Raw genomic sequence first — 10165 nt, 5'->3', positions numbered from 1 at the left:
CTTTGATTTTGATTGAGTATAAGCTAATCTTGATTTTTCTTGAGTAAGGATAAATGATATTAGATTTATATAATTAATCGGAGGGAATAACTAATGAGAATTGCAATTGGATGTGACCACATCGTAACAGATGAAAAAATGGCGGTTTCAGAATTTTTGAAATCAAAAGGATATGAAGTCATTGACTTTGGTACATATGACCATACACGTACTCACTACCCAATCTTTGGTAAAAAAGTAGGGGAAGCTGTAACTAGTGGTCAAGCTGATCTTGGGGTATGTATTTGTGGTACTGGTGTTGGTATCAACAATGCTGTAAACAAAGTTCCAGGTGTCCGTTCTGCCTTGGTTCGTGATATGACAACAGCTCTTTATGCTAAAGAGCAATTGAACGCTAACGTTATCGGTTTTGGTGGTAAGATTACTGGTGAATTGCTCATGTGTGACATCATCGAGGCTTTCATCCATGCTGAATACAAACCATCTGAAGAAAACAAAAAATTGATTGCGAAAATTGAACACCTTGAAAGTCACAATGCTCAACAAACAGACGCAAACTTCTTCACTGAATTCCTTGAAAAATGGGATCGCGGAGAATACCACGACTAAGAGGTGACCTATGATTTTAACAGTCACAATGAACCCATCCATTGATATTTCCTATCCTTTGGATGAGTTGAAGATTGATACTGTCAATCGTGTGGTGGATGTAACCAAAACAGCTGGTGGTAAGGGACTCAATGTTACCCGAGTACTTTCAGAATTTGGGGATTCTGTTCTTGCTACTGGTTTAGTGGGTGGCAAACTTGGTGAGTTTTTGGTTGAAAATATCGATGATCAAGTAAAGAAAGATTTCTTCTCAATTCAGGGAGAAACTCGGAACTGTATCGCTATTCTCCACGGAGACAACCAAACAGAAGTCCTTGAAAAAGGTCCTGAAGTATTGGAACAGGAAGGTCAAGACTTTTTGGAACATTTCAAAAATCTCCTAGAGTCAGTTGAAGTAGTAGCTATCTCAGGCAGTCTGCCAGCTGGTCTTCCAGTTGATTACTATGCGAGCTTGGTAGAACTTGCTAATCAAGCTGGCAAGCATGTTGTCTTGGACTGTTCTGGTGCAGCACTTCAGGCGGTTCTTGAATCACCACATAAACCAACAGTCATCAAACCAAATAATGAGGAATTGTCTCAACTTCTAGGAAGAGAAGTTTCTGAGGATTTGGATGAATTAAAAGAAGTTCTTCAAGAACCTTTATTTGCAGGTATTGAATGGATTATCGTTTCACTTGGTGCCAACGGTGCCTTTGCCAAACATGGTGATATTTTCTACAAGGTAGATATTCCTAGAATTCAGGTAGTCAACCCTGTCGGATCTGGAGATTCTACTGTGGCAGGGATTTCTTCAGGGCTACTTCATAAAGAATCGGATTCAGAATTACTCATCAAGGCAAATGTCCTTGGTATGCTCAATGCTCAAGAAAAAATGACTGGTCATGTCAACATGGCCAACTATCAAGCTCTATATGATCAATTAATAGTAAAAGAGGTATAAAATGGCTTTAACAGAACAAAAACGTGCACGCTTAGAAAAACTTTCTGATGAAAATGGTATCATCTCAGCTCTTGCTTTTGACCAACGTGGTGCTTTGAAACGCCTCATGGCTCAACACCAAACAGAAGAACCAACTGTGGCTCAAATGGAAGAACTGAAAGTCTTGGTAGCAGATGAATTGACTAAATACGCTTCATCAATGCTTCTTGACCCTGAGTATGGACTTCCAGCAACTAAAGCTCTTGATGAAAAAGCTGGTCTTCTCCTTGCTTATGAAAAAACAGGTTATGACACAACAAGCACAAAACGCTTACCAGACTGCTTGGATGTTTGGTCTGCAAAACGTATTAAAGAAGAAGGTGCAGATGCGGTTAAATTCTTGCTTTACTATGATGTAGATAGCTCAGACGAACTTAACCAAGAAAAACAAGCTTATATCGAACGCATCGGTTCTGAGTGTGTGGCTGAAGATATCCCATTCTTCCTTGAAATCCTTGCTTACGATGAAAAAATTGCTGATGCAGGTTCTGTAGAATACGCGAAAGTAAAACCACACAAAGTTATTGGTGCTATGAAAGTCTTCTCAGACCCACGCTTTAACATTGATGTCTTGAAAGTAGAAGTTCCTGTTAACATTAAATATGTTGAAGGCTTCGCTGAAGGTGAAGTAGTTTATACACGTGAAGAAGCAGCAGCCTTCTTCAAAGCACAAGATGAAGCAACTAACTTGCCATACATCTACTTGAGTGCTGGTGTATCAGCTAAACTCTTCCAAGATACTCTTGTATTTGCCCATGAATCAGGTGCAAACTTCAATGGAGTTCTTTGTGGCCGTGCTACATGGGCTGGATCAGTTGAAGCTTACATCAAAAATGGTGAAGAAGCAGCACGTGAATGGCTTCGCACAACTGGATTTGAAAACATTGATGAGCTCAATAAAGTTCTTCAAACAACAGCGACTTCATGGAAAGAACGCGTGTAGTACTCAAATTGTGAAAATAACTTCAGTCTAGGGATAGAAATATCTCTAGACTTTTTTGATGACGTAAAAATAACCTTGAGTTAGTTATCCTCAAGGTTATACTCTTCGAAAATCTCTTCAAAGCACGTCAGCGTCGCCTTACCGTATATATATGTAACTGACTTCGTCAGTTCTATCCACAACCTCAAAACAGTATTTTGAGTTGACTTCATCAGTTTTATCTACAACCTCAAAGCAGTGCTTTGAGCAGCCCGCGGCTAGCTTCCTAGTTTGCTCTTTGATTTTCATTGAGTATTAGATAAAATATATCAGAGGGAATGCAAGTTAATCGTGATATTCTCCACGATCCCACTTGGCATTCTCTTCATCGAAGATATGATCATTGGCAGCTACATCTGGGCTCACTTCAGATAGTTTATCAATTTTCGCAATCAATTCCTCTTTTTCAGGACTTGGTTTGTATTTGGTATTGATAAATTCATCTACAATGTTGTTAATGAAATTGATACCTAGGATAGCACCACCGAAAGCAACAATATTAGCATTGAGATTTTCACGAGCGGAACGAGCAGTCGCAACATCTCCGACAAGTACAACTCGAGTTCCAGGAACTTTATCAGCAGATACAGCAATTCCAACACCTGTACCGCACAGGGCAACTCCAAAGTCAGCCCGTCCATTGACGACTTCCTCTGCAATTAAGCGACCATAAATAGGATAGTGGGTACGGACGAAATCATAAGTACCAACATCAATGATTTCATGACCTTGTTCTTTTAGGTGTTTTGAAATCTTCATCTTCACATCTGTTACAATGTGATCACAACCGAGAGCTATTTTCATGGGAATACCTCCTAGCAGAGCTTGTTCAGCATATCAATGCGAACTTGGTGACGGCCAGCATCATAGTTGTGCTCAAGAAAGGTTTTGACTATTTCAACTGCTAAAATATCACCTGTAATTCCAGAACCAATTGTAATGATTGGAGTAGAATTGTGTCGAATAGTCATCATGGCAGAGTGTTCATCGGAAACAGCGGCGCAGATAATACCTTTAAACTTATTAGCAGGCATAAAAGAATGTCCAAACTTGTCAAAAAGAATAGCGCGAGCTTGCTTATATTTTCTAAACTCTGTAATAGCATTGACAGTAGAATCAACGAAATCCTCAGAACCTTGTGTAGAGTTGAGATCAATTACTTCATAACCAGAATGAAGCAGATAGTGTTTGACGGTTTCTTTCAGTTGGAAACCATCTTGGTCAGTAGCTAAAATAACTTTCATAAGAACCTTCTTTCTTTAGCTATCCAAAAGCATGCAATGAAAGATCATTGTTGACGATATAGAAGATATATTATATCTTCAAATATAGTATAGTCCTTGTAAAATTATTTGTCAAGGATTCATAAAAACTAGCTGAAAAATTTTTTCTCCAGCTAGTTTTGGCATTTATTGACCCAATTTCTGATATCGGTTAAATCATAGTTAATCTCAGATTGATGGGCTACCTGGCTGAGTGTAATAGAAGTCAGGGTTGCAACTAAAGTGTTTTCAATAATATCAAGAGAGTTGGTTACAACGCATCTTTTAGCCTTTTTACTTTCCTCGTTGCCTAAGAATTTTTTTAGAAGATTTTGACTTTCAAAGATTCGATTTTTTCCTTCTATAGCTACAAATACATCGTAAAAGGTGATTTGGCTGAGGGGTTTAGAAAGAGCAACGCCTCCATTTTTCCCTCTAACGGATTTAACCAACCCTTCGTTGTCTAATAGTTTTATAATTTTTTTCAAATAAGAATCTGAAACTTCTAGCCGTTCACTCAAGGAAATTGTATTGATATATTTTCCTTCAGGGAGCTGATCTAACATGAGTAAGACATAGACTGACTGTTCCCAACCTGATGACAATCGCATGTTTGTACCTCCATATAAAAAGATAATCATTATCCACAATTACCAGTATAGCCTTTTTTTGTTTTTTTCTCAATACATAGGAGTTTAAAAAAATAATCTTGGAATTTTTTGATAAATCTCTTGACATTCATTTTTAAAAGAGTAGAATAAAAGACAAAAAATATCATCAATATCTTTTAAAAGAAGGGGAAATAAATGAAACGAGGTTCAAATTTTATTTTTTTGATTTCTATATTACTTACCACACTTTTTATGGGGTCGTCTTTTCCAACTGGGAAATATCTCATAGTAGTTGAAAAGACTCCTCCATTATTACTTGGGGGTGTTCGATTTATTATTGCTGGGTTAGTGATGTTAGTATTATCGTTTTTATTTGGCAAGGGAGGGACTATCATCCCTAAAAGTCAAGGTAGTAAGATAAAGGGGTTTATATTGGTTGTGACTATCGGGATTTTACAGACAGCTGGAACCATGGGATTTCTTAATCTTGCCCTAGCTCATGATGTATCATCATCGATGTCTTCCATTATCTTATTTACGAATCCTCTTTGGTTAGCTTTCTTAGCACATTTTTTGTTAAAAGATATATTGACTATTCAGAAGATAAGTGCATTAATATTAGGTGTGGCTGGAGTTGTTACTTGTATAGGACTAGATGTATCTGCGTTTAGTTTAGGTGCTTTGTTTGCTTTACTTGGTTCATTTTGTTGGTCGGTCAATACAGTTGTCACCAAGAAAATTCCTTTTGATAACGGTCCATGGATATTTACAGCTTGGCAATTGTTATTAGGTGGGGTATTCCTTTACATATTCTCAATACCTGTGCATGAAAGTTATAACTTTCTAAATTTAGGATTTTGGGGCTGGGTTTGGTTTATATGGTTAATTATTCCTGCGTCTGTTGGTTCGTTTGGACTGTGGTTTTATAGTCTAGGACAAAGGGGAGCAACAGTAGCTAGCAGTTTCTTGTTTTTAGTTCCAGTATTTTCAACTATCTTTTCTATTATGGGCTTACATGAGCCGTTTACATTGAATTTGGTTCTTGGTGGTTCGATGGTTGTGTTAGCATTGGTATTAGTAAACTGGAAAGTCAAGGGAGAAGAGGAGTAGTTTATGGAAGTTGGAAATGATATTGTTATTCAAAATGGAACACAATGGAGTTTTGGTAATGGTGTAGCTCAACATTTTGATGAGCATGTTAGACAATCCATTCCTTTATATGATGAAGGACATGACCTTGTTTGTCATCTAAGCGATTTTTTTATTCGTGACCATTCCTTATGTTATGAGCTAGGCTCTGCAACGGGTAATTTGATTGGTAAATTATACCAGCGTCACAAGTCTAAAAAAGAAGTTCGTTTTATCGGGATAGAAGAGATTCCAGAAATGAATCAGGTGGCACAATCAAAATTTCCTGAGCTTGAATTTATAACAAGCTCCGTGGAGGAAGCCAGGTTAGAACCCAGCGATTTAATTATTAGCTATTATTTCCTTCAGTTTATTCTCCCAGACAAGAGAATAAAGATTTTATCAAAAATACATGAATCGTTAGTTGAAGGTGGAGCGTTTATTCTATTTGAGAAAGAAATCATGACAGATCCGAAGGTAAATAAGTTGATAGTTTCCAATTATATTAAATTCAAGCAAGAACATGGATTTAGTCCAGAAGAAATTCTATCTAAGCAATTGAGCTTGGAGGGAGTTATGATTAACCACACTCATGCTGAAAATAAAGAAATGTTAAAGAGTGCTGGATTTCATCATGTAGAAACGATAATGAGATATGGAGAGTTCAATGGATACATTTGTTTTAAATGAAGATAATCACAAGAAATGGGAAGAATTACACGCCCAATCATCAAAAACAGAGACACGCTTAGTTCCTAATGATGCAGTTCAAAAGATTTTTTCTTTGAGAAATCAAATCGTTACTCAAAACGATGAGTGCAGGGTATTAGAAGTTGGTTGTGGTTTTGGAAGGAATCTTTACTATTTAATTGAAAATCATTATGCGGATACTTATTGTGGTGTAGATTTAACAAAAGAGGCCGCTGATAGTGCAAAACGATTATTGACTAAGTCATTTCCACAATTAAATTGTCATATAACACAGACAGATGTAGGTAAAGGTTTAGATTTTCCTGACAACCATTTCGATTCTATATTTGATATAATGTCTGCGATTACATTTATAGTGGATGAAAAAGATAGACAGAACTATTTTTCAGAGGTGAAAAGGATGTTGAAAACAGGAGGAATGTATTATTTTTATTGTCCACGGAAAGATGGAATTTTCCGAGATGCAATTCCTGATAATTCTTTACTAGAAAAAGGTTATATACGTAGAAAACTAGATTCAATGTTAGAAAGAGTTTATACAGAAAGTGAGTTAATTGAATTATTGGCTCCTATGCGTCTTGTAAAATTAGAAATCGGTTCAAAACATACTAGAGCTTTTGGTGATGAGTTGTTTATTAGGAATAATGGATTTTGGTTTGGAGCTTTCAAAAAAATATAGAGTTATTAGTACACTTGTTTTTGAACTGAGATGAAATTTTCTGCGCTATAAACACTTGTTTTCTAATTTTGTTTACTGTTTTATTTTTTTGATAAAATATGCTCAAATAAAGTAAAAAAAGTTTCATGTAAGGGTTTACAAAATAACTTACTTGTGCTATACTTAAATCACAAGTTAATACAAGGTGAGTGTTACTAAGTAATATTAGGCATGATCACAGGTGAATTAGAAATCAGCTGATTTTCTAGTTCATTTGTGGTCATTTTTTGTACTAATATAGCTTTAAGATATAAAAGGAGGTTGACATGTATCGAATTCTAAATCCAATGAATCACAATGTCTCGCTTGTCAGAAATGATAAAGGAGAAGAAGTGATTGTGATTGGTAAGGGGATTGCATTTGGAAAGAAGAAAGGGGATTTGATTGCTGAACATCAGGTTGAGAAAATCTTTCGGATGAAGACCGAAGAGTCAAGAGAAAACTTTATGGCTCTCCTCAAAGATGTTCCGCTTGATTTTATCACAGTGACTTATGAAATCATTGATAAGCTATCAAAGAAATATCATTATCCGATTCAAGAGTATCTCTATGTAACCTTGACAGATCATATTTACTGTTCTTACCAAGCTCTAGCACAAGGAAGGTACAAGGATAGTAATCTGCCAGATATTTCCACTAAGTATCCTGTCGCCTTTCAAATCGCAAATGAAGCATTTGAAATTTACCGTCAGAAGCTAGCAGATCATTTTCCTGAGGACGAAATTATTCGGATTGCTTATCATTTCATTAATGCCGAAGGTGAAAATGAAGTGGAACTTGTGGAGTCGATTGATAAGAGGAAAGAAATTCTCAGGAATGTTGAAGAAGTTTTAACGGACTATGCAATTCAACGAACCAAAGAGAATAATCATTTCTATGATCGTTTTATGATACATTTGAATTATTTCTTGGATTATTTAGACAGATCTAGAGATGATAACCAATCACTTCTGGATATGGAAGATCATATCAAACAATCCTATCCAAAAGCGTTCGAGATTGGTTCCAAGATCTATGATGTGATTACGCAACATACGGGTCTTGATTTGTATAAAAGTGAACGAGTTTATCTAGTTCTACACATCCAACGTTTATTGTCATAAAAATTTAATTAAAAATACCTAAGGAGAATTCTATCATGAATAGAGAAGAAGTAACATTGTTAGGTTTTGAAATCGTAGCCTATGCTGGCGATGCTCGTTCAAAACTATTGGAAGCCTTGAAGGCTGCTGAAGCTGGTGATTTTGCGAAAGCAGACAGCTTAGTTGAGGAAGCTGGTTCTTGCATTGCAGAGGCTCACCACGCGCAAACAAGTCTATTGACTAAGGAAGCTTCTGGTGAGGACTTAGCGTATAGTGTGACCATGATGCATGGCCAAGACCACTTGATGACAACTGTCTTGTTAAAAGATTTGATGCACCACTTAATCGAACTTTATAAGAGAGGAGTTAAATAATGAACAAACTAATTGCATTTATCGAGAAAGGAAAGCCTTTCTTTGAGAAATTATCTCGTAATATCTATCTTCGTGCTATTCGTGATGGTTTCATTGCAGGTATGCCTGTTATTCTCTTCTCAAGTATTTTTATCCTGATTGCCTTTGTACCAAACTCATGGGGCTTTAAATGGTCTGATGAAGTTGTAGCCTTTCTGATGAAACCTTATAGCTATTCTATGGGTATTCTCGCACTTTTGCTAGCTGGTACGACTGCTAAATCATTAACAGACTCTGTTAACCGTAGCATGGAAAAAACCAACCAAATCAACTATATGTCAACTCTATTAGCTGCTATTGTTGGATTATTGATGTTGGCAGCTGATCCAATTGAAGGTGGCTTTGCAACAGGATTCCTAGGAACAAAAGGTTTGCTTTCAGCCTTCCTAGCAGCCTTTGTGACTGTAGCAATTTATAAGGTTTGTGTTAAGAACAACGTCACTATTCGTATGCCTGACGAAGTTCCACCAAATATCTCACAAGTCTTTAAAGATGTGATTCCATTCACTCTATCTGTTGTTTCTCTTTATGCTCTTGATTTATTAGCTCGTCATTTTGTTGGTGCAAGCGTAGCTGAATCAATCGGTAAATTCTTTGCTCCATTATTCTCTGCTGCTGATGGTTATCTAGGGATCACCATTATCTTTGGTGCCTTTGCCTTCTTCTGGTTTGTTGGTATTCACGGTCCATCTATCGTTGAACCAGCAATCGCAGCTATTACCTATGCCAATGCCGAAGTCAACTTGAACCTTCTCCAACAAGGAATGCATGCTGACAAGATTCTTACTTCTGGTACACAAATGTTTATCGTTACCATGGGTGGTACTGGTGCGACATTGGTTGTTCCATTCATGTTCATGTGGTTAACAAAATCAAAACGTAACCGTGCAATCGGACGTGCTTCAGTAGTTCCAACTTTCTTTGGTGTAAATGAACCAATCTTGTTTGGTGCACCGCTTGTTTTGAACCCAATCTTCTTCATTCCATTTATCTTTGCTCCAATTGCAAACGTATGGATCTTTAAGTTCTTTATCGAAACACTTGGCATGAACTCATTTACTGCCAACCTTCCATGGGTTACTCCTGGACCTTTGGGGATTGTCCTTGGTACAAACTTCCAGTTCTTATCATTCGCTCTTGCTGCTCTTCTAATCGTGGTTGACGTAGTCATTTACTACCCATTCCTTAAAGTATATGATGAACAAATTCTTGAAGAAGAACGTTCAGGTAAAGCTAACGATGAATTGAAAGAAAAAGTTGCTGCAAACTTCAACACTGCAAAAGCGGATGCTATTCTTGAAAAAGCAGGTGTAGAAGCAGCTCAAAATACCATCACTGAAGAAACAAATGTCCTCGTTCTCTGTGCAGGTGGAGGTACAAGTGGACTTCTTGCGAATGCTTTGAATAAGGCAGCTGCAGAATACAATGTTCCTGTGAAAGCAGCAGCAGGTGGCTATGGTGCTCACCGTGAAATGTTGCCAGAGTTTGATCTAGTTATCCTTGCCCCTCAAGTTGCTTCAAACTTTGAAGACATGAAAGCAGAAACAGATAAGCTCGGTATTAAACTTGCCAAGACAGAAGGTGCTCAATACATCAAATTAACTCGTGATGGAAAAGGTGCTCTTGCATTCGTACAAGCTCAATTCGATTAACGATAGGGACTATAAAAC

At 37.1% G+C, this 10165-nt stretch carries 12 protein-coding genes; 9 read left to right on the top strand and 3 right to left on the bottom strand.

The annotated features are described in order from the left end of the window. The first annotated feature begins 93 nt into the window (after positions 1–93). Genes lacB (HMPREF1048_RS05390) through lacD form a run of 3 tightly spaced genes read left to right on the top strand, consistent with a single transcriptional unit; the run spans position 94 to position 2531 of the window. The gene (gene lacB / locus HMPREF1048_RS05390; RefSeq protein WP_001216910.1) at positions 94–609 is read left to right on the top strand and encodes a galactose-6-phosphate isomerase subunit LacB; all 516 of its coding nucleotides are present in this window, start codon (positions 94–96) and stop codon (positions 607–609) included. A gap of 10 nt (positions 610–619) precedes the next feature. Further along, on the top strand, positions 620–1549 hold the full coding sequence (locus HMPREF1048_RS05385; RefSeq protein WP_000604290.1) for a tagatose-6-phosphate kinase: 930 nt from the start codon (positions 620–622) through the stop codon (positions 1547–1549). Position 1550: 1 nt separating this feature from the next. Beyond that, on the top strand, positions 1551–2531 hold the full coding sequence (gene lacD, locus HMPREF1048_RS05380) for a tagatose-bisphosphate aldolase (RefSeq protein ID WP_001229116.1): 981 nt from the start codon (positions 1551–1553) through the stop codon (positions 2529–2531). A 324-nt stretch (positions 2532–2855) separates the two neighbouring features. Here lacD and lacB (HMPREF1048_RS05375) read toward each other — a convergent pair whose 3' ends face one another. From lacB (HMPREF1048_RS05375) to HMPREF1048_RS05365, 3 genes are all read right to left on the bottom strand, one after another. Next, positions 2856–3374 carry a galactose-6-phosphate isomerase subunit LacB gene (gene lacB, locus HMPREF1048_RS05375; protein ID WP_000684751.1) on the bottom strand — a complete coding sequence of 173 codons (519 nt, stop codon included), beginning with the start codon at positions 3372–3374 and terminating at the stop codon, positions 2856–2858. An 11-nt stretch (positions 3375–3385) separates the two neighbouring features. Continuing rightward, entirely contained in the window at positions 3386–3814 is a 429-nt protein-coding gene (gene lacA / locus HMPREF1048_RS05370; RefSeq protein ID WP_000864630.1) for a galactose-6-phosphate isomerase subunit LacA, read from the bottom strand. 152 nt (positions 3815–3966) lie between these two features. After that, entirely contained in the window at positions 3967–4443 is a 477-nt protein-coding gene (locus HMPREF1048_RS05365; RefSeq protein WP_001239965.1) for an RrF2 family transcriptional regulator, read from the bottom strand. Between the two features lie 195 nt (positions 4444–4638). Between HMPREF1048_RS05365 and HMPREF1048_RS05360 the strand changes: the two genes are divergently transcribed. From HMPREF1048_RS05360 to HMPREF1048_RS05335, 6 genes are all read left to right on the top strand, one after another. Next, entirely contained in the window at positions 4639–5553 is a 915-nt protein-coding gene (locus tag HMPREF1048_RS05360; RefSeq protein WP_000820329.1) for a DMT family transporter, read from the top strand. 3 nt (positions 5554–5556) lie between these two features. Continuing rightward, complete coding sequence (locus tag HMPREF1048_RS12590) at positions 5557–6261, top strand: methyltransferase domain-containing protein (RefSeq protein ID WP_000451779.1); 705 nt, start codon at positions 5557–5559, stop codon at positions 6259–6261. Then, entirely contained in the window at positions 6239–6961 is a 723-nt protein-coding gene (locus HMPREF1048_RS05350; RefSeq protein WP_000379365.1) for a class I SAM-dependent methyltransferase, read from the top strand. Before HMPREF1048_RS12590 ends, HMPREF1048_RS05350 begins: the two co-directional genes overlap by 23 nt. A 305-nt stretch (positions 6962–7266) precedes the next feature. Further along, entirely contained in the window at positions 7267–8103 is an 837-nt protein-coding gene (locus HMPREF1048_RS05345; RefSeq protein ID WP_000285712.1) for a PRD domain-containing protein, read from the top strand. Positions 8104–8138: 35 nt separating this feature from the next. After that, on the top strand, positions 8139–8456 hold the full coding sequence (locus HMPREF1048_RS05340) for a PTS lactose/cellobiose transporter subunit IIA (RefSeq protein ID WP_001078325.1): 318 nt from the start codon (positions 8139–8141) through the stop codon (positions 8454–8456). Beyond that, the gene (locus HMPREF1048_RS05335) at positions 8456–10147 is read left to right on the top strand and encodes a lactose-specific PTS transporter subunit EIIC (protein WP_001037317.1); all 1692 of its coding nucleotides are present in this window, start codon (positions 8456–8458) and stop codon (positions 10145–10147) included. The genes HMPREF1048_RS05340 and HMPREF1048_RS05335 overlap by 1 nt, the downstream gene beginning before the upstream one ends. The last annotated feature ends 18 nt before the right edge of the window (positions 10148–10165 follow it).

This window comes from Streptococcus mitis SK575 (assembly GCF_000257865.1).
Lineage (GTDB): Bacteria > Bacillota > Bacilli > Lactobacillales > Streptococcaceae > Streptococcus > Streptococcus mitis_CQ.
Note: the sequence above shows the minus strand (reverse complement) of the source record. Positions and strands in the feature narration are given on the sequence as shown.